This window comes from Bordetella sp. BOR01 (assembly GCF_019218885.1).
Taxonomy (GTDB): domain Bacteria; phylum Pseudomonadota; class Gammaproteobacteria; order Burkholderiales; family Burkholderiaceae_B; genus Bordetella_A.
Map to the genome: position 1 here is coordinate 581,206 of NZ_JAHUWT010000003.1, position 17,957 is coordinate 599,162.

The window sequence follows — 17,957 nt, forward strand, 5'->3', positions numbered from 1 at the left end:
TGTCGTCGCCCCGCAGGGGCCCGATACCCGCGTCACAATGCGGCCACCTGTTTTCCCGCCCTGCGCCCGGACACGAACGCCCAGGCCAGATGGTGGCCGTGTCCCTTCAGCAATAAGCCGCCCTGCCCTGTGGACCCCACCGCATACAAGCCCGGAATCGGCTGCCCGCCGCTGTCCAGGACACGGTGCGAGAGATCCACCTTGAGCCCTCCTTCGCTATGCACGAACACCGACCGGACCGGCCCCAGGGCAACAAACGGTCCGCTGGCCGTCTGGTTGGCCATGGCTTGTTCCAGCAGCGTGCTGTCCATGCCCAGCTTGTCGGCCAGGGACCGCGGGCTATCGGCGCGGGCATGGATGTCTTTTCGGTTTCGCGCGTAATCCGGCAGATAGGCGTAGGCAACGCCCGGTGCCGTGGAAATGAAATCCGGCCAAGCCGAGAAGCGTTCGGCGATCTCGCGCCCGAACACGATCCAGCCGCGATTGCCGGGCTCGTCGGCCAGGGCGTAGGCCAATTGGCCGGGCGCCGCCGTCACCGCCTTGCCATGCTGGTTGACCAGTACGGCCCCGGCCTCGAACAAGGCCAGCGAAGGGGCCAGCGCCGTGGTCAGGAACTGCATCAGGAAGGGCCTCAGCAAGGCCTGGGGCATATGCTCCATCGACCATTGCATGAAGACGGCTAGCGCGCGCCAGGGCGGCAGGCGCCGCACCAGGGTTTCCCGGGCCGGAGGAATGAAGCGCAATTCCGGCCCCAGGGCCAGGTCGCCGTTCAGCACCACCGCGCCCAGCGCCTCGGCCATGCGCTGCCCGTCGCCGGTGGCGGTCATGTTGATCGCCTCGACCTTGGCCTCGCGCGGCCCCATGAAGCGCGCCTTCAGTTCCGGGCTGTTGGTGAAGTCGCCGGCGGCAAGAATGATGCCCTTGGTAGCGCCCACCGTATGCGGCTGGCCGTCCAGGTCGATGCGCACCGCCGTTACCCGGCCGTTTTCCACCACCAGGTCGCGGACCTGCGCGTTGCACCGGATCACCACCCCTGCGCGCCGCGCGCGCCGCTCCAGGTGATAAATGAACGAGCGCGAGTTGGGCAGCACGTTGTGCATGCGCGGCTGGCGATGCGGCGGCTCGGGCATGGGGCCCATGAAGCGCACGCCGCTATCGAGCAGCCACTGGAATGCCGCCGGCACTTCATCGCACAGTATCTTGCGCAAGGCGTCGTTGTCGCGCGGCGCCAGTTCGCCCGCGAATCCGGGCATGTCTTCCCAATGATGCTGGGGCGTATCCACGATACCCTTGGCGCGCTGATGCGGCGTCTGCGTTGCGGACACCGACCCGATGGACCAGGCCGTGGACCCACCCAGCTTGGGATTTTTTTCCAGCAACAGCACCCGCGCGCCCGCTTCCCGGGCCTCGATCGCCGCGGCCAGGCCGGCGCCGCCGCCCCCCACCACGACCACATCGACCGTTTCGTTCATTGCCACGCTCATTGCCATCCCTTTATGCGCCGCAGGACGGTGCTGCCGCCCAGGTAGAGTCATTGGCCAACTGCGGCCAACCGACAGGATCGGTGCCGTCCATCGCCGCCGCTTCATGCCAGCGTGTTGCCGTCACGCGGCGGCCATGCATCCCGCCCGATGCCGCGGACGCCAGCCAGCACACGGGCGGCGCCATCAGCGCCGGGGCGATCAGCGCCGCCCGATAAGCCTGTTCTTCGCGTCTTGCCATGGGCGTGTCCACGGGCCCGCCCGGATTCAACACATTGACGGTGACGGGCGTGCCGCGCAGATCTTCGGCCAATACCGCCGAAGCCGACTCCAGCGCCGCCTTCGACATCGCATAGGGCAGGAACCCGGGGCGCAGCATGGCCGTCAGGCTGGTGCCAACGTTGATGATCCTGCCCCATCCCAGGTTGAACCACGGCAACAGGGCCAGGGCCAGGGCAATGGGTGCGTGCGCGTTCACGTCCAGAAAGCGCTGCAGCGTCTGCGCATCGATCTCGGCGAGCTGCACAGGCCGCTTGTAGTAGTCCGGCCGGATGCTGCCCATGCCGATGCCGGCGTTGTTCACCAGGCTGGTCAATCCCCCGAAATGCTGCTGGACAGCCTGCACCACCGCCAGCCGTCCCGCCTGCGCCGTCAAGTCCGCCACCACCTGCACCAGGCTTGCCTGGCCGGCCTGCTGGCGCCCGGCAAACGTGGCGGGCCGGCGTACCACGGCAAGCACATGGTGTCCCTGGTCCAGCAGTGCGTGCACCAACTCACGGCCGATGCCCCCCGCCGCACCGGTGACCACGGTAACGGGACGGCCGGCGCCGCCCGCTCGATCAGGCTGCCGGTCCATAGCCCGCCCTTGCCCGCCGCTGCAACCACCACTGATATTGAGGCGGCATCATGTCAAACCCCGGGTCCTGGGCCAGATGTGCCGCGGCATGGTGCGCCCAGAACGGGTTGAACAAGAGTTCCCGTCCAATGGCGACCAGGTCGGCGTCGCCCCGCTCGATGATTGCGTTCGCGTGCCCGGGCTCGATGATCAGCCCCACTGCGGCGGTGGCCACCCCCACCTCGCTGCGCACCTGCCGCGCGTAGGGCACCTGGAATCCCATGGGCCGCTTGATGGCGGCAGCGGTGGGTGACCGGGTGCCTATGCCGCCCGACGAACAATCGATCACGTCCACGCCGCGCTGCTTCAGTTCGGCGCACAGACGGGCAGAGTCACCCAGTGTCCAGCCTCCCTCGTCGACAGCGGAAATACGAAAGAACAGGGGCTTGCCGGCCGGCCAATGGCGACGCACGGCAGCCACGGTCTCCAGCGCGAAACGCATGCGGTTCTCGAGGCTGCCGCCCCAGCGATCGCGGCGCTGGTTGCAAGCCTCGGACAAGAACTGGTGAATCAGATATCCGTGCGCGCCGTGCAGTTCCAGGGCATCGAATCCGATACTGTCGGCGCGGCGCGCGGCCTGCGCAAACGCATCGATCACCGCCGCGATATCGTCTTCGGTCATTTCGCGCGGGATCGGCCACCCGTCCATATACGCAATGGCGCTGGGGCCTATCACTTCCCAGTGTGGCTGGCCTTCGATGGGCGCGCTTCTATCCAGGGTTCCGTAGCCTTCCCAGGGCCTCAACGTGCCGGCCTTGCGGCCCGCGTGGTTCAGCTGGATGCCCGCGGCGGCGCCCTGCGCGTGAACGAAATCCACGATACGGGACAACGGCGCCATCTGCTCGTCTTTCCACAGGCCCATATCGCCCACAGTACCCAGGCCGCGCCGTTCAACCTTGGTGGCCTCGGTGAAGACCAGGCCGACGCCGCCCACGGCGAACTTGGCGAAATGCGCGAAATGCCAGTCGGTCACACTGCCGTCCAGCGCGGCGTACTGCGCCATCGGCGACAGCATGATGCGATTCTTCAATGTCAGGTCGCGCAGGAGCAGCGGCGAGAACAATGCGGTTGCAGCCATGTCTTCAGTCCTATTCGAGCGTAATGCCGGTTTCCTGGATGAACTTCGCCCACCTGTCGTACTCGGCGCGATGGAAGGCGGTGAAGTCAGCCACGCTGCCGCCCATGACCTCGGCGCCGATACTGGCGAACTTCTCGCCCACGTCGGGTGACTTCAAGGCCGTATTGATGGCTTGATTGAGTTTCTCGACGATCTCGGGCGGCGTGCCGGCCGGCGCCCAGATGGCGAACCAGGGCACCACCTCGAAGCCCGGCAGCGTCTCGGCCACGGCCGGAACATCGGGCAACTGCGGCGAACGATGCTTGCTGCTGATGGCCAGGGGCCTGATGTCTTTGGCCTTGATGTGCGGCAGCGACGTTCCTATCGTGTCGAAGATCATCGACACCTGGTTGCCCAGCAGCGCCATCATGGCGGGGCCGCCGCCGTTGTACTGAATATCCCGGATATCGACCTTTGCCTCTCGCTTGAGCAGCTCTATCAACAATTGCGGCGAGGCACCGATGCCGGTGCTGGCATGCGTCAGGTCGCCAGGATGCGCCCGCGCGGTATCCAGCAATTGCGCCAGCGACTGGATGGGCGAGGACGCATTCACGGACAGCACGCTGGGCACCGCCGCGACGGTGCACACCGGCGTGAAGTCTTTCAACGAGTTGTAGGGCAGCTTCTTGAATAGCGCATCGTTGACGGCATGTGTGCCGAACGTGCCCAGGATCAGGGTGTAGCCATCGGGGGCCTCGCGCGCCACGGCGGCCGAGCCCACCGTGCCGCCCGCGCCGGCGCGGTTCTGCACCACCACGGACACGCCCAGCAGCTCGGACATCTTCTGCCCCAGCGGCCGGGCGAACACGTCGGTCATCCCGCCGGGTGGATACGGCACGACCAGGCGTATGGGCTTATCCGGCCACGCCGCGTGGGCGGCCAGGGGCGTGCAAAGCACGACTGCGGCCAGGGCTTTCAACAGGTTGATCGGTTTCATGGTGTCTCCTTGTCATGGGTCTTTTACCTGCCTTGCGGCAGGGTCAGCCGGTGCGATACACCACCGCGTCCACCGCGACGCATCCCTCTTCCACCGGCTTCAGGATGACGGGATTCAGGTCGATGCTGCTGAGGCGTTGCCCGGGGTCGACCATCAAGGCTTGCACGCCCATGACCGTGTCGATGAACGCGTCGATGTCCAGTGCGGGCTCGCCGCGCACGCCATGCAGCAAGGGCGCCATCCGCAGCGATGCCAGGCGTTCCCTGACGTCATCGCGCGCGAACGGCGGCAGCAGCATGGCGACATCCGGCATGGCTTCCACGTATTTGCCGCCGGCGCCGAACACCACCACCGGTCCGAACAGCGGGTCGCGATGGGCGCCGACCATCAGTTCCTGGCAGCCCCTGGCCATTTGAGCCACCACTGCCCGCGCCGGCGACAGGCCATGGCTTTCCATGGCCGCGGCCACCTCGCGCCACGCCTGCCTGACAGCCGGCTCATCGCGCAAATTCAAGCGAACCAGGCCCAGCTCGGTCTTGTGCGCCACCTGCGCGGAACAGCCTTTCAGCACCACGGCGCCATCGATGCCGTGGAAGGCGCGCACCGCCGATTCTTCCGAGTCGCATGCCTGGTGCGGCACTGTCGGGATGCCCGCCTGCGCCAGCAACTCCAGGCTGTTCGCCTCGTCCAGCATCTGCTCTTTGCCGCCCGCGGCATCGTGCATGCCCAGGCCGGGAGAACAACCCGCCTCGATCCGCCGGTTGACGTTTTCGGTCAATTCCCAGTGCGCGATGAAGCGCCCCAGCGCCTGCACGGCGTCGGTCTCGGTGTCGAAGGCGGGTACGCCCTGGGCACGAAATGCTTCCCGGACGCCGGGCTGTGCCGCGGAACACAGGAACGGACGCTGGGTGCGATCGATGAAGGCCGCCGCATCCCGCGCATAGCGGGGTACGTCGTACCCGGCGCCGGACACGGGCAGTCCGGTCAGGACCGCATCGATGCCGCCATCAGGCGCCAGCGCATCCAGCGTGCGCCCGAACAGGCTGCTGTCGGTCAGCATCGCGCCGGTCAGGTCGACGGGATTATTGGGCAGCGCGATGGCGGGTAGCGCCTGGCGCAAGGCGGCCGTCGTGCTGTCCGAAAGGCGCGCCAGGCTCAAGCCGCATGAGGCGGCCGCGTCGGCGGCCATCACGCAGGTGGCCCCCGAGGTGCTGATGGCCACCAGGCGCCGTCCGCGGGGCCGCCAGCCCTTCAGGTACAGTTCGACGCCGTCGACCATTTCGCGCATGTCCTTGGCGCGCAAGATGCCGTGCTGCTGGAAAAATGCGTCCACGACCCGGTCTTCGCTGGCCAGCGCGCCGGTATGCGATTGCGCCGCCGCCTGGCCGGCGGCGGTCCGCCCGCTTTTTATGGCCATGATGAACAGCCCGCGGTCGCGCGCGATGGCCGCTGCCTGGGCCAGGCGGTGCGGATCGGGCAAGCCTTCCAGATACAGCAGCAGCACCTTCAGGGCGGGGTCTTCGGCCACGATTGCCGCCATCTCGCAGGCGGTGACATCGCAATCGTTGCCCGTGGCGTGGCTGTGGCGAATGCCAATGCCCCGCTGGCGCAGCAAACCGTAGGGCACGACGCTCATCGCACCGCTCTGGCTGACGATGCCGACCGGGCCGTCGGCGGGCGGCACTTCGACGAACATGGTCGAGAAGCTGGCGATGGCACCGGTGCCGAAGTTCGCGATGCCCTGCGAATTCGGCCCGATGATGCGCATGCCGCAAGCCTGCGCCCTGGCCACCATGTCACGTTCTTTCTGCTTGCCGTTCACCAGGTCGCTTTCGGTCAGCCCGCCGGTCATGACCACGGCAATCTTCACGCCCGCCTGGGCGCAGGCGTCGATGGCATCGAATGCCGCCTGCCCGGCGACGGCAATGATCGCCAGTTCGGGGGCCTGGGGCAATGCCTGCAACGTGGGCCAGGTGCGCAGGCCCTGGGTATGCGTGCGCGTGGGATTGATGGGGTAGATCTGCCCCTTGAAGCCGAACTGCGTCAGGAAGCGCAGCGGCCGGCCGCCCACCTTGTTGGGGTTCTCCGAGGCGCCGATGACGGCAATCGAGCGGGGATCGAGCGCGGCGCGCAGCGATGCAGTGTGATCGAACATATCCATCGTCTCAGTCGGGCGTGAAGATATTCAGGCCGTCTCGCTGTGCCACAGAGCCGCCGCGCCCAAGGCTTTCACGCGCCTGGAAGTCGTTCAGCGTCGCCTGGTCAGACGGCGTGTTGGCGATGAAGCGCTCGCCTGTGGCGGCCAGGCGTCCCAGCACGATGCCAAACGCCGGGCCGTTGCGGTCGTGCATCACCGTGTAGGTCTCGACCGCGGCGCGGCCGGATGGCTGGCGGGCGATGGGCGCCACCGGCAAGCGGTCCAGCTCGGCCTGCAAGGCTGCCGGCGATGCCCGTTCCCATGGCTGGCGGGGCGGCGTCGTGGAATAAATACCGTAAGCGTGCTTGGTCACCCAATTGCCGTTGGCGGTAATCAAACCCTTCTTGCCGGGCGCCGCGCGCAGCCTGCGCATCATTTCGCAGATGGACAAGACCACATAGCTGTTGCCCGGGCCGCCGAAATAGACCAGCCCGCCAGTCACTGTCAGGCCGCGCGGATCGTCTTCGGCAATGCCCAGTTCCTGGCACGCGATCTCGACCGCCGAAGGAAAACAACTGTAGATATCCAGGATGTCGATATCGTCGATGACGCAGCCGGCCATGTCCAAGGCCTGCCGCGAAGCCGCGCGCATGGCCGGCGACGAGTGCAGGTCATGGCGCTCCGAGGTGTACCAGGTATCGTGCGCGTCGGCGCAGCCGTGCAGGTACACCCACTTTTCCTGGGGAATGCCGTATTCCTGGGCGACTTGCACCGAGGTCACGATGAACGCGGCCGCCTGGTCGATGAAGGCGTTCGACACCATGAAGCGCGGATACGGAAACCCTATCCAGCGGTTCTCCGCGTCAATCGTGGCCAGGCGCTCGGCCGACCAGCCCTCGCGACGGGTCGCCAGCGGGTTGTCGCGGGCCACGCGGGCAAATCGCGCCATCAGGCTTGCCATGCTGCGCATATGGCTGTCGGCCGACAGCCCGCGCCGGCCGCGGATGGCGTTCTCGAACAGCGGATACATGGCGATGGCCGCGCGCATGCCGTGGCGGTCTTCATCGTCGTTCCAGCCGTGGCGCGGGTCGCCTATCAGTTCCGGCGCGCCGCCCGGGTCTTCCTGCCAGGAGATCTCGGCCTGCGTGCGCTCCAGGGCGTGCTGGGTGCGCAGGGCCTCGCCGCCCGCCACCAATGCGGCGCGCATCTCGCCGCGCGCAATCGCCTCGGAAAACTGGTTCACCAGGGACTGCGGCATGTTGCCGCCGTTCCAGGTATAGATATGCCGCGCGGCATTCAGGCCCAGCCGGTCCGCCAGGCTCTTGGGCGGATTGGCCGACCCGCCCAGGCGGGTGGCGAAGCGGTGCGAGGTGTCCGCGTAAGAGCGCAGCACGGCCACGGTATCGATGGCGTCGGCCATGCCCGGCGCCTGCGTATCGGCCAAAGCCAGGCGCGCGGCCTGCGCGATCAGGTCGTAGGGAGAACGGCCCAGCGACGCCGGCGTCTCGGCGTCGGTCAGGTCGCCCACGCCTACGATGATCGGCGCGCGGGGATCCAATGCGTTCATACCAGCCCGCCGTTGGGCTGCACAATCTGCCCATGCACCCAGGACGCCTTGTCCGACGCCAGGAACGCCACGACCTGCGCCACTTCCTCGGGCGTGCCGATGCGATTGAACGGGCTCATCGCGGCCGAGCGCTGCTTGGCCTCGTCAGTCTTGCCGGCGCGGAACAAGTCGGTATCGACGGGGCCGGGCGCCACGGCGTTGACCCGCACACCACGGCCGGCCAGTTCTTTGGCCATGGCGCGCACCAGGCATTCGACCGCGGCCTTCGAGGCGCTGTACGGCCCCAGGCCGGGCGCGGCATGGCGCACCAGCGAGGTGGTCAGCGCCACGATGGCACCGCCATCGGCCACCTGCTGCCCGGCGTGGCGCAGGATATTGAACGCGCCGACGATGTTCACCTCGACCAGCTTGCGGAAATTCCCGGTGTCGAACTGGTGCACCGGCCCGGGCGGCACATTGATGCCCGCATTGGCCACGACGCAGTGCGGGCGGGTACCGAAGTCGCGCGCCACGCTGTCGAACACCGCGGCCACCTGGGCATCATCGGCAATGTCCACCTGGTAGAACGCCACCCGGCCGGCCGCCGCCCCGGCCGGCTCGGCGGGCTTGCTGGATACATAAGTGCACGCGACATCGAAGCCATCGTCGACCAGGGCCTGCACGCAGGCTGCGCCTATGCCGCGGGATCCACCAAATACCAAAGCCAGTTTCTTGCTCATGTTGCATCCTTTTCGGTTCCGCCACCGTGCGGGGTGGCGCGTTGATGTTCATGCTGGCGGGGCCACCGCGGGCGGCCGGGCCAGTCTGTACGCGAATTACCCTGGAATGGCCTCGAACCAGAACGGGTGTCCGGATGCGCCTGGCGCCGGCCAGGCGATGCGCATGCGCGTGCCGGGCAGCCAGGCCGTGCCCGTGTCGCCCAGGGGCGCGAAGATGCGCGGCCCTTCGTCCAGCCGGACCAGGCCTTCCCAGTACGGCACCTGCTCGGCAAAGCCGGGCGCGGCAAAATGCGTGCGCGTGGCCGCCACCAAGGTGCCGTTGCCGCTGGCCTTGCGCCACTGCAGCGCGGTTGTCGTGTGCAGGCCGATCGGGCGCGGGTAGAACTGGTAGCGGTCGGCCGTGGGGTCGTATTGCAGCAGCAGCTCGTGCCGCGCAACGGCGTCCCAGAAGGGCCGCGAGGTGTTGTTGACGATCAGCGCGGGTTTCTTGTTCATGCTCCTGCCTCCAGCGCCAGCGCGCTGCTGCATCCCCAGTTGCGGGCATACTGGATGACACCAATGCCCGTCACCAGCGCGTTCTGCGCGGCCTGCAATTGGCGCGGCCCGGCGCGGCCCATCAACTGCTCGACGGCCTCGTACAGGTTCACGCCGCCGCCGGCCAGGCCCGGCTGGCCGGCTGAGATCTGCCCGCCGCCCGTGTTGATGGGCAAGGTGCCCTGCAGCCCGATATCCGTGTCCAGGATGAAAGCCTCTGCCTGGCCGGCATGGCAGAAGCCGATTTGCTCCAGTTGCAGAATCAGCGCGATATAGAAGTCGTCGTACGGATGAAATGACTGCACGTCCGAAGGACGCCAGCCCGCCGCTTCCAGGCAAGCCGGCCCGACATCCGAGAATCCGGTCACGGTGATGTCTTCGATTTCGCCGCGCGCATCGAAATTCAGCCGCTCGCGGTAGGCCACGGGATGCACGAAGCGCTTCATGCCCAGCTTGCGGGCCAGCTTGGTGGACATCACCAGGAAGGCGTTGGCGCCATCGCATCGCATCACGCAGTCCAGCAGCCGCAGCGGTTCGGCAATCATGCGCGACGCCAGGTAGTCTTGTTCGGTCAGCGGCGTGCGCAGGGTCTCGCATGCCAGGTCGTTGAGCAGCGCGCCGGCGCGCTGCGTGACCGCCAGCCTGGCCATGCCGCGCTCGGGCAGGCCGTACTTGGCGGCATAGGCCGACGACAACAGCCCGAACGACACCGGCAAGCCGTAGCCGAACGGATCGCAGAACTCTGTCCGGTATCCGCTTTGCACCGTCGTGAACCGGGTGGACGGCGCATCCGCCGCCAGGCACACCGCTACCTCGCACAACCCGGCGTGAATGGCAGCCGCGGCGCGCGCGACGTTGCCGGCGACCGAGCATCCACCTATGTCGGAAACCTGCGCCCACTTCACTGACAGGCCCAGCGTTTCGCAGACCACGCTGGTCCAGAACGCGTTACCCGCATCGGCGTTGGCCAGGGTGCTGGCGAAACCGTCGATCCGGTCCCGTTCGACACCGGTCTGTTCGATCAGGGCGGCCAGCGCCTCGCCGCCCAGTTCCAGCGCGGTCTTGCCGCTTTGCCTGGCCAGCTTCGTATGCACGCTGCCCACGATCGCAATACTTCTATCCTGCAGCCATTCCATGTCGTGCCGCCTTAGCCGTTGCGCAAGTCGAGTTTCTTCACGATCGGACGCCACATGTCCATGTCGTGCCGGATCAGCGCGTCGAACTGCTGCGGCGTGCCCGTCTTGATCGTCAGGCCCAGGCCCTGCGCCCGTTCCGCCGTCGCCGGGTCGCTCAGCACCTTCGCGATATCCGTATTTAGCCGCTGGACCGTCTGGGCATCCATGCCGGCCGGCCCCAGGATGCCGAACCAGTTGCCGGCGGCATAGCCGGGCACGCCGCTTTCAGCGATGGTCGGCACATCTTTCAGCATGGCCGAGCGCGTGCTTCCGGTGACCGCCAGCGCGTGCACCCGGCCCGCTTCGATCTGCGCCCGCGCGCCCGCGACCGTATTGATGCTGAGCGGGATCTGGCCGCCGGCCAGGGCAACAATGGATTCCTGGTCGCCCTTGTAATGCACCGGTGTCATGGGCACCCCGGTCGTGGACGACAGCAGCTCGCCCGCCAGGTGCACAGAAGTTCCCACCCCCGCCGTGCCGTAGGTCAGGCTGTCGGGGTTGGCCTTGCCCGCCTCGAGCACCTGCGCCAGCGAGGTATAGCCGCTTGCCTTGCTGGCAAGCAGCACGTTGGAAATGTCCGCGACCTGGACAATAGGCGTGAAGTCGGCCAGCGTGTCGTAGGGCAGCTTCTGGTAGACCAGCGCATTGATCGAATGCGCGCTGGTCACCATGATCAAGGTCTTGCCGTCGGGCTTGGACTGCGCCAGCTCGCGCGAGGCGATCGTTCCCGCCGCGCCGGGGCGGTTCTCGACCACCACCGGCGTGCCCCACAACGTGCCCAGCTTCTCAGCCAGTTGCCGCGCCAGGATGTCGGTAGCGCCGCCCGCCGCATAGGGAACCAGCAACCGCGTCGCGCCTCGCGCGTTCTGGGCGCTGGCCGGCCCCGGCACGGCGCAGGCGCCAAACAGCAAAGCTGCCGCGATGGCCGCAAGGCCCCGTCTCGTCATCTTCATTTTCATGCCTCCTGAACCCTCGCTCAATGTGGCGAGTCTCGAATTCACCTAGCCGCGGGGAAGTCTCGATACCTCGGCTATTTCCTGGTCGCCCATGCCCAGCAGGGACGACAGCACTTCGCGGGTATGCTGTCCGCTGGTCGGCGGCGCCATGTAGACATCCAGCGGCGTGTCCGACATGCGCATCGGCGAGACAATCAACGGCACCTGCGTGCCGCACGCATGCGTGGCCTGGGTCACGATGCCGCGCGCCGCAATCTGCGGGTCGGCGAAGGTGTCGCTCATTTCGTTGATCGGCCCCGCAACCAGATTGGCCTGTTCCAGCGTGGCCAGCCATTGCGCTTTCGTGCGGGTGCAGAAAATGCGCTCCAGGTCCTGGATCAGCGCTTCCCGGTGCACGACCCGGTTTCCGTTGCTGCGGTAGCGGGGGTCTTCGGCCAGCGCGTCGGCGCCGATCACGCCGCACAGCTTCTTGAACTGCGCGTCGTTGCCGGCCACCATCACGATGTAGCCGTCGCTGCAGCGAAATGCATTGGACGGCGAAACCGATGGCGCACCGTTGCCGAAGCGCGCCGGGTTCTCGCCCGACACCAGGTAATGCATGGCCTGGTGCGACATCGCGGCCAGTTGGGCGTCGAACATCGATATATCGATGTATTGCCCCTTCTTGTCGCCCTGTCCGCCGGTATCGCGTGCGTACAGCGCAGACTGGATGGCCATCGCGGCATACATGCCGGCCAGCATGTCGGACAACACCATGCCCACCTTGACCGGGCCACCGCCCGGGTGCTGATCGGGATGCCCGGTCACGCTCATCACACCGCACATGGCCTGCAACAGCGTGTCGTAGCCCAAGCGATGGCGATTCGGCCCGGTTTGGCCAAAGGCGGTGATCGAGCAATAGACAATGCGCGGATTGATCTCCGAGATCGGTGCGTAGTCCAGGCCATACTTGGCCAGGTTCCCCACCTTGAAGTTCTCGATGAATACATCCGAGACGGCTGCCAGCCCGCGTATGACCTCTTGGCCCTGCGGCGTCGAGATGTCCACCGCGATCGATTTCTTGTTGCGGTTGGTGCTCAGGTAGTAAGACGACTCTTCGGTCGGAGCACCCTGCAGGTCGGGCAAGAACGGCGGCCCCAGCCGGCGCATGTCGTCGCCGCGTCCCGGTTGTTCGACCTTGATCACTTCCGCGCCCAGGTCGCCCAGGATCTGGGTGCCCCACGGCCCCGAGAACACCCGGCTCAGGTCCAGGATACGGATTCCCTTCAAGGGGCGCTTGTCGACGGCATCTTCCATGTCATGCCACCCACGGCTTACCGAACATCGGTTCGGTATACGGAATGGGCGGCAACTGCCAGGTGCCGGTGGAAGGCGGCCGCACTTCGCTGTCCACATGGACGTCGATCACGCACGGACGGCGGTTCTTCACCGCCTGTTCCACGGCGGCCGCCAGGTCTTCGCTTCGAGTGATCGTGATGCCATCGGCGCCGCAGGCACGCGCCCAGGCGGCAAAGTCGGGGTTGTAGCGTTCGCCGCCCGGGCCCTGGGCGCCCTTGTAGAAGGCGGTTCCCATCTCGCGCCCCTGGAACAGGCCATATTGCAGGTCGCGGATCGCCCCCCAAGCGAAGTTGTTCCACACTATCCAGACGCAAGGCAATTCGTATTCGACCGCTGTCGCCACCACATACGGCGCCATCATGAAGCCGCCGTCGCCCACCACCGCCACGCAGGGGCGATCCGGCGCGGCAAGCTGTGCGCCCAGCACGCTGCATACGCCGAAGCCCATCGATGAATAGCCCCAGCTATTGAGCATGCTGGCCGGCCGCCGCGCCTGCCAGAATTGCATGAACCAGTTGTGATGCACCCCGGAATCCAGCGTCAGGATCACGTCTTCCGGCAACACCTTCTGTAGCGTTCCCACCACGTACTCCGGCCTGATCGGCGTGGTGATGGCATCGAAATTGGGGCGCACGAAGTCCTGCCACTCTTTGCACCAGCCTGCCACCTGTTCGCGCCAGGCCGAGAAATTTTCCCGCTGGATATCGGCACGCCCGGCCAGCGCGCCCAGCAATTGCTGGCAGAACACCCTGGCATCCGCGATCACCCCCAGCGTGGGCGGATAGTTGCGGCCGAGCTCGACGGGATCCAGGTCAACCTGCAGCAAGCGGGTGGCCGGGAAGTTCCACGAATACCCCGGCATCCAGGTCGACGACGAACGATCGTCAAAGCGTGTTCCCACGCAAATGACCAGGTCCGCATGGCGGCCGGCCTGGTTGGCGGGATAAGCCCCGTTGCGGCCGATGAACCCCAATGTCAGGGGATCCCCGGCCGGTACGCAGCCCATGCCGTTGGGCGAGGTGATCACCGGAATGCCCAGCCTGGCCTGCAGTTCGGTCAGCGCCGGGCCGGCGCCGGCCAGCGTGGCGCCCTGGCCGATGAAGAAGACCGGGCGCTGCGCCGCGGCGACCAGGTCCAGGGCCGAGGCCAGGTCGGTTTCGCTCAGTGCGGGCCGATGCGCGCCGAAGGCCGGCGTGGCCGGTGGCGTGGCCACGTCGTCCTCTTCCTGGAAGACGTTATAGGGAATGTCCATGTTCACCGGGCCCGGGCGTCCAGTCAGCATGGTGTCGAACGACTGCCGCAAGGCCAGCGGCAGCATGTCCACGCGCGACGGCTGGAAGCTGCGCTTGACGACCGGCCGCAGCACCTGGGCGAAATCGGCCTGGTTGTGCTTGTAGAGCTCCTGGAACGGCGCCCGGTTGGCCTGCGAAGTCGGCACGTTGGCCGTGATCGCCAGAAAGGCCGACGAATCCGACAGCGCCGTGGCCAGCGACATGACCATGTTCGCCGAGCCCGGCCCGGTAGAGGTCAGCGTGGCCACGGGCGCATGCTTCACCCGGAAGTACCCGTCTGCCATATGGCCCGCGCACTGCTCATGGCGGGGCGATACATACTTGATTTCGTCCTTGCGCTCGTGCAAGGCATCCAGGATGCCGACGTTGCCATGACCGCAAATGCCGAACACATACGGCACCTTCTGCTTGATCAAGTAGTCGACAATGATTTCTCCGCCCTTACGACTTGCCATTACTGCTCTCCTGATCCGGTATCCGGGATGAAGGTGATCACGCGCTCTTCACTCATCTCGCGCATGGCGTAGTACGGACCTTCCCGCCCAAAACCACTGGCTTTTGATCCGCCGTACGGCATCATATCGACGCGTGAACTCGAGGTCTCGTTGATATGCACGCCGCCCACGCGCAGCTCGCGCGCCAACCGGAAAGCATCGTCCAGCCGATTGGTGAAAGCGCCGGTCGCCAGGCCATAAGGCGTTGCGTTGACCCGGGCTATGGCCTCGTCCAGGGTTGAAAACGGAATCAGCGACATGACCGGCCCGAAGACCTCCTGGCAACCCAGCGGCATGCTGTCGTCCACGCCCTTGAGCAGCGTCGGGGCAATGACGTTGCCCTGCCGCTTGCCCCCGGCCAGGCAGGTGGCGCCGCCCTGTACCGCAACATCTATCCAGTTCTCGATGCGCTCTGCCGAAGCGGCGCTGATCACCGGGCCCACGAAGTTGCCCGGTTCGAAGGGGTCTCCCGCGGTCAGCGCGCGCACCTTTTCCGTCAGGCGCCGCTCGACTTCCGCGAATACGCGCTCGTGCACCAGCAGCATCTGGATCGACGTGCACACCTGCCCCGCCTTGCGGTAAGCCGCATTGATGATGCGGCCCAGCGCGAAATCAAGGTTGGCGTCATCGCAGACGATGCCAAAGGCGATCGAGCCCAGTTCCATCTGGGTGCGGCGCAGGCCCGCGCGCTGCTGGATGGCGCGACCGGCCTCGGTGCTGCCCGTGAAAGCGTAGAAGTTGATGTCGGGTTGGTCCAGCAGGCCCCCCACCACATCGGCGCCGCCATGCAATACCGAGATCATCGCCCTGGGCAGGCCTGCCTCGATAAGCGCGTCGGCCATCTCGCAAGCCACCAGGGGCGTATGCGGCGAAGGCTTCAGGATGACGGCATTTCCCGCCGCCAGCGCGGGAGCCACTTTGTGCGCCACGGTGTTCAAGGGGGCATTGAATGGCGTGATGGCGCATACGACGCCCAAGGGCACCTGCACGGTCCAGCAGACCCGGCCAGCCTGGCCCGGCGCGCCTTCTATGGGCACCAGGCTGCCGGTGAACCGGCGCGCCTCTTCCGCGGACAGGCGAAAGGTCTGGATGGTGCGCCGCACTTCACCGGCGGCGTCATTCAGGGTGAAACCCGCTTCGATGCACAGCAATCGCTGCAGGCGCTCGCTGCGCTGCTCGAGAACGGCCGCCGCCTTATCCAGCAACAGCCCGCGATCATAGGGGCTGAGTTTGGCGGCGCGATACGCCTGCGCAGCCGCCCGGACCGCTTCCTGGATCTGGGCACTGCCGGGGATGCCGACTTCGGCCACGCACTGGTTGTCGTACTTGTTCAGTACCTCGAACGAGCCCGCCTGTCCTTGCACCCATTCGCCGGCAATCAACAAGCCCCGCCGCGTTCCAATCTCGTGCGCACCATGCACTTCCATCGCCGTTCGCCTCTTCCTTCACATTGACCGAAGAAAGAATACGCGCGGGTAAACGCGAAGAAATAATACTGTTTTCCATTGACGGGCATAAGTAGAATGAATACCCCTAGATCGATGCTACGCCCGCGCACATGGAATTACGTCAGCTACGCTCTTTCATCCAGATCATCGAAAGCGGCAGCCTGACCAAGGCTGCACGCCAGCTTTACATTGCCCAACCCGCGCTCAGCCAGCAGATTGCCAAGCTGGAAAGCGAAGTGGGCCGGCCCTTGCTGCTGCGTTCAGCCAAGGGCGTCGTTCCCACCGAGCACGGCCGCGCGCTGTATAACCATGCCCGCCTGATGCTCAGGCAGCACGAGCAGGCACTATCCATCGTGCGCCAGGAAACCCCGCACATACAAGGCATGGTGTCGTTGGGACTGGCGCCCACCACACTCAGTGCGCTGGGCCTGCCGCTGGTGCGGTGGGTGCGAGAGCGCTATCCGCACGTAGTGCTGAACGTGGTCGAGGGCATGAGCGGGCACCTGGCGCAAATGATGCGGCTGCGCCAACTGGACCTGGCCATCCTGTTCAACCGCAATGCCCTGCCCGACCATGAGCCCACGCCACTGCTGCGCGAAGAACTGTTCGTGCTGGCCTCGGCGACCTCGCCCCTGATCCCGAAGGGCCGCAAGCACTTGACGCTGGCCGAGGCCGCCGCGCTGCCCATGATCCTGCCCACCGGCTCGCATGGCTTGCGGCGCCTGATCTCGTCCGTGTTCGAGCAGCGCAACCTGACGATGAACATCATTGCCGAAATCGATTCGCTGTCGCTGCTGATGGACTGCGTATACGAGGGCATGGGCGTTACGATCAAGCCCATGGCGGCGGTCTTGTCGCAGCGGCAGTTGTCGCGCAGTTGGCGCGCCTATTCCATCTCGGACGCGCAACTGGTGCGGGGCAATTACATCTATTCGCTGGCCAGCGAGGTCTTCTCGCCATCGGCGTCTATCATTGCCGAGGAGATCAGGTCGGTCACCGCCGACCTGGTCGAGCAAGACAAGTGGCAGGGCGTGCAACTGCTGGAAGTGCCCAGCCTGGAAGCCTGATCGCGCACGCTGTGCCGTTGGTCAATGGCCGCCGTCGTTGCCGCTGGCCATATCCCATACCGCCTGCGAAATGGGCTGTTCGCGCTCTTCGATGATATGGGCGATCAGCCCCGCCACGCGGCCGATCAGCGTCATGCCCTTGCCGAACTCGGGGCTGAGCCCCATGTCGAGCAGCACGGCAGCCTTGGCGCCGGTGGCGTTCAATGGCACCGGCCTGCCAAAGACCCGGGTCGCCGCGGCGGCCAGGGCCAGGGCGTAGCGGCAATGCCTGCCGTGGTAGCCGCAATCGGCGGCCACGGCCAGGATCTTGTTGCAGCGCGGATCGCCGTCGACATGGATGGGATGCCCGATACCCGGGATGCGCCGCCGCGCTTCGCGCTCGCGGACCACCACGCGCTCGGCATGGGCATCGCGCGCGGCCGTGTCGTCATCCGCGCCGTCGAAATCGGCAACGGCTTGCTGCAGGAACCTTGCGGCATATTCCACGACGCCCAGGTAGCGGCTGCCCGCGCCCAGTATGCCGGCCGCGACCGCGCCCTGCATCGACTCGGGTGCGCCATGCAGGGTCAGCCGCGTGGCCAACGCGCTGGGCGTCAGGCCATGATCGGCCGCCGTCACCAGGAACATATTGATCATGCGGCGCTGGTTCGCATCGGGAAAGCTGCCCAGCACGGTCAGGCAGAGCACGTCGATGAAATCGCGCTTGTCGATCAGGTCATCGACCAGGTCGTAGCCGCGGATGGTGATGTGGTCGGCGTCTCCGCCGCCGATATTGCTCTTGAACATGTGCATTCCTTCCT

General features: G+C 66.3%; 15 protein-coding genes. 1 reads left to right on the top strand and 14 read right to left on the bottom strand.

Annotated features, from left to right (window positions below):
• Positions 1 to 32: 32 nt before the first annotated feature.
• The 13 genes from KW845_RS17535 to KW845_RS17595 all read right to left on the bottom strand — a co-directional run bounded on the left by KW845_RS17535 (position 33) and on the right by KW845_RS17595 (position 16,069).
• Positions 33 to 1,472, bottom strand: coding sequence for an FAD-dependent oxidoreductase (locus KW845_RS17535; protein WP_218370619.1), 1,440 nt, complete (start codon positions 1,470 to 1,472; stop codon positions 33 to 35).
• 22 nt (positions 1,473 to 1,494) lie between these two features.
• On the bottom strand, positions 1,495 to 2,337 hold the full coding sequence (locus KW845_RS17540) for an SDR family NAD(P)-dependent oxidoreductase (RefSeq protein ID WP_218370620.1): 843 nt from the start codon (positions 2,335 to 2,337) through the stop codon (positions 1,495 to 1,497).
• Positions 2,321 to 3,454, bottom strand: a complete 1,134-nt coding sequence (locus tag KW845_RS17545) for an NADH:flavin oxidoreductase/NADH oxidase (protein ID WP_218370621.1) — start codon at positions 3,452 to 3,454, stop codon at positions 2,321 to 2,323. The genes KW845_RS17540 and KW845_RS17545 overlap by 17 nt, the downstream gene beginning before the upstream one ends.
• Positions 3,455 to 3,464: 10 nt before the next feature.
• On the bottom strand, positions 3,465 to 4,430 hold the full coding sequence (locus tag KW845_RS17550; protein WP_218370622.1) for a tripartite tricarboxylate transporter substrate binding protein: 966 nt from the start codon (positions 4,428 to 4,430) through the stop codon (positions 3,465 to 3,467).
• 43 nt (positions 4,431 to 4,473) lie between these two features.
• A complete protein-coding gene (locus tag KW845_RS17555) occupies positions 4,474 to 6,585 on the bottom strand; it encodes an acetate--CoA ligase family protein (protein WP_218370623.1) in 2,112 nt (703 codons plus the stop codon).
• Between the two features lie 10 nt (positions 6,586 to 6,595).
• Positions 6,596 to 8,134: an acetyl-CoA acetyltransferase gene (locus tag KW845_RS17560; protein WP_255592726.1), complete on the bottom strand. Its 1,539-nt coding sequence runs from the start codon at positions 8,132 to 8,134 to the stop codon at positions 6,596 to 6,598.
• On the bottom strand, positions 8,131 to 8,853 hold the full coding sequence (locus KW845_RS17565) for an SDR family NAD(P)-dependent oxidoreductase (RefSeq protein ID WP_218370624.1): 723 nt from the start codon (positions 8,851 to 8,853) through the stop codon (positions 8,131 to 8,133). Before KW845_RS17565 ends, KW845_RS17560 begins: the two co-directional genes overlap by 4 nt.
• A gap of 96 nt (positions 8,854 to 8,949) precedes the next feature.
• Positions 8,950 to 9,348: a Zn-ribbon domain-containing OB-fold protein gene (locus tag KW845_RS17570; RefSeq protein ID WP_218370625.1), complete on the bottom strand. Its 399-nt coding sequence runs from the start codon at positions 9,346 to 9,348 to the stop codon at positions 8,950 to 8,952.
• The gene (locus KW845_RS17575) at positions 9,345 to 10,523 is read right to left on the bottom strand and encodes a thiolase family protein (RefSeq protein WP_218370626.1); all 1,179 of its coding nucleotides are present in this window, start codon (positions 10,521 to 10,523) and stop codon (positions 9,345 to 9,347) included. The genes KW845_RS17570 and KW845_RS17575 overlap by 4 nt, the downstream gene beginning before the upstream one ends.
• Before the next feature lie 11 nt (positions 10,524 to 10,534).
• Entirely contained in the window at positions 10,535 to 11,515 is a 981-nt protein-coding gene (locus KW845_RS17580; RefSeq protein WP_218370627.1) for a tripartite tricarboxylate transporter substrate binding protein, read from the bottom strand.
• Positions 11,516 to 11,563: 48 nt separating this feature from the next.
• A complete protein-coding gene (locus tag KW845_RS17585; RefSeq protein ID WP_218370628.1) occupies positions 11,564 to 12,814 on the bottom strand; it encodes a CaiB/BaiF CoA-transferase family protein in 1,251 nt (416 codons plus the stop codon).
• 1 nt (position 12,815) lies between these two features.
• The gene (locus KW845_RS17590; protein ID WP_218370629.1) at positions 12,816 to 14,603 is read right to left on the bottom strand and encodes a thiamine pyrophosphate-binding protein; all 1,788 of its coding nucleotides are present in this window, start codon (positions 14,601 to 14,603) and stop codon (positions 12,816 to 12,818) included.
• Positions 14,603 to 16,069 (bottom strand): aldehyde dehydrogenase family protein, encoded by a 1,467-nt coding sequence (locus tag KW845_RS17595; protein ID WP_218370630.1) that lies wholly within the window; start codon positions 16,067 to 16,069, stop codon positions 14,603 to 14,605. The genes KW845_RS17590 and KW845_RS17595 overlap by 1 nt, the downstream gene beginning before the upstream one ends.
• A 131-nt stretch (positions 16,070 to 16,200) precedes the next feature.
• Here KW845_RS17595 and KW845_RS17600 point away from each other — a divergent pair, with 131 nt between their 5' ends.
• Positions 16,201 to 17,157 carry a LysR substrate-binding domain-containing protein gene (locus tag KW845_RS17600; RefSeq protein WP_218370631.1) on the top strand — a complete coding sequence of 319 codons (957 nt, stop codon included), beginning with the start codon at positions 16,201 to 16,203 and terminating at the stop codon, positions 17,155 to 17,157.
• A 21-nt stretch (positions 17,158 to 17,178) separates the two neighbouring features.
• On the opposite strand, the gene KW845_RS17605 is transcribed toward KW845_RS17600, so the two are convergent.
• The gene (locus tag KW845_RS17605; RefSeq protein ID WP_218370632.1) at positions 17,179 to 17,943 is read right to left on the bottom strand and encodes a citryl-CoA lyase; all 765 of its coding nucleotides are present in this window, start codon (positions 17,941 to 17,943) and stop codon (positions 17,179 to 17,181) included.
• Between the last annotated feature and the right edge of the window lie 14 nt (positions 17,944 to 17,957).

Excerpts from the sequence above, each read along its gene's own strand:
- KW845_RS17535 (WP_218370619.1), bottom strand. The coding sequence starts at position 1,472 with ATGAACGAAACGGTCGATGTGGTCGTGGTGGGGGGCGGCGGCGCCGGC.
- KW845_RS17540 (WP_218370620.1), bottom strand. The coding sequence starts at position 2,337 with ATGGACCGGCAGCCTGATCGAGCGGGCGGCGCCGGCCGTCCCGTTACC.
- KW845_RS17545 (WP_218370621.1), bottom strand. The coding sequence starts at position 3,454 with ATGGCTGCAACCGCATTGTTCTCGCCGCTGCTCCTGCGCGACCTGACA.
- KW845_RS17550 (WP_218370622.1), bottom strand. The coding sequence starts at position 4,430 with ATGAAACCGATCAACCTGTTGAAAGCCCTGGCCGCAGTCGTGCTTTGC.
- KW845_RS17555 (WP_218370623.1), bottom strand. The coding sequence starts at position 6,585 with ATGTTCGATCACACTGCATCGCTGCGCGCCGCGCTCGATCCCCGCTCG.
- KW845_RS17560 (WP_255592726.1), bottom strand. The coding sequence starts at position 8,134 with ATGAACGCATTGGATCCCCGCGCGCCGATCATCGTAGGCGTGGGCGAC.
- KW845_RS17565 (WP_218370624.1), bottom strand. The coding sequence starts at position 8,853 with ATGAGCAAGAAACTGGCTTTGGTATTTGGTGGATCCCGCGGCATAGGC.
- KW845_RS17570 (WP_218370625.1), bottom strand. The coding sequence starts at position 9,348 with ATGAACAAGAAACCCGCGCTGATCGTCAACAACACCTCGCGGCCCTTC.
- KW845_RS17575 (WP_218370626.1), bottom strand. The coding sequence starts at position 10,523 with ATGGAATGGCTGCAGGATAGAAGTATTGCGATCGTGGGCAGCGTGCAT.
- KW845_RS17580 (WP_218370627.1), bottom strand. The coding sequence starts at position 11,515 with ATGAAGATGACGAGACGGGGCCTTGCGGCCATCGCGGCAGCTTTGCTG.
- KW845_RS17585 (WP_218370628.1), bottom strand. The coding sequence starts at position 12,814 with ATGGAAGATGCCGTCGACAAGCGCCCCTTGAAGGGAATCCGTATCCTG.
- KW845_RS17590 (WP_218370629.1), bottom strand. The coding sequence starts at position 14,603 with ATGGCAAGTCGTAAGGGCGGAGAAATCATTGTCGACTACTTGATCAAG.
- KW845_RS17595 (WP_218370630.1), bottom strand. The coding sequence starts at position 16,069 with ATGGAAGTGCATGGTGCGCACGAGATTGGAACGCGGCGGGGCTTGTTG.
- KW845_RS17600 (WP_218370631.1), top strand. The coding sequence starts at position 16,201 with ATGGAATTACGTCAGCTACGCTCTTTCATCCAGATCATCGAAAGCGGC.
- KW845_RS17605 (WP_218370632.1), bottom strand. The coding sequence starts at position 17,943 with ATGTTCAAGAGCAATATCGGCGGCGGAGACGCCGACCACATCACCATC.